The organism is Kocuria varians (genome assembly GCF_006539885.1).
GTDB classification, from domain to species: domain Bacteria; phylum Actinomycetota; class Actinomycetes; order Actinomycetales; family Micrococcaceae; genus Kocuria; species Kocuria varians.
Map to the genome: position 1 here is coordinate 1 of NZ_BJNW01000048.1, position 595 is coordinate 595.

Genomic DNA, 595 nt, shown 5'->3' on the forward strand with positions numbered 1-595 from the left:
CTTTTCCGGTCAGTTCTTGGCCGCGGACACCCGACGGATCAGTCGTGCGACCACCTGGCATACCAGGGCGGCGGGCAGGAGCAATGCGACGCCGTTGACCGTGTCCCGAAACCGCAGCTCGCACCCGTCCCGCTGGAGTTCTCGACGTGCCATGAGTGCCCCGGGAAGCATGATCGGCAAAGCCGTCACAACTCCGGCGGTGTAACCACGCTGCGCGACTGAAGCGCCGAGGTGAGTCACGACGTGGGCTTCCAGCCCGGCAACGACTGCCCGATAGATCGCCGACTTACCGGTAGAGCGCCCGCCGCAGCCACACGCCACCGCCACCAGAATTCCCATCAGACCCACGGCGATCCACGATTGCTGCGGCGTGATTCTGAGTTGTTCTATACCAGTGCGATCCACGAGACGATCGCAGGATGCAGGAAACGCGAACGCCTCTTCGAGGTCGTGGATTACCCACGCCGCAAAAAGTGCAGTCGGCCCCTTCCAACTCACAATTCAGCCTTTCCCTCACGCATCCCACCCCGATGAATCTGCTGGCAGACGCACACGCCCACCAGCATCATTTCACAGCCGACAGAGTGTTTGAGGG

Annotated in this window: 1 protein-coding gene; it reads right to left on the minus strand. The window is 62.2% G+C overall.

What is annotated here, in order from left to right; translation table 11 throughout:
• Positions 1-9: 9 nt before the first annotated feature.
• Positions 10-498, minus strand: a complete 489-nt coding sequence (locus tag KVA01_RS12570; RefSeq protein ID WP_018021805.1) for an HXXEE domain-containing protein — start codon at positions 496-498, stop codon at positions 10-12.
• Positions 499-595: the final 97 nt, after the last annotated feature.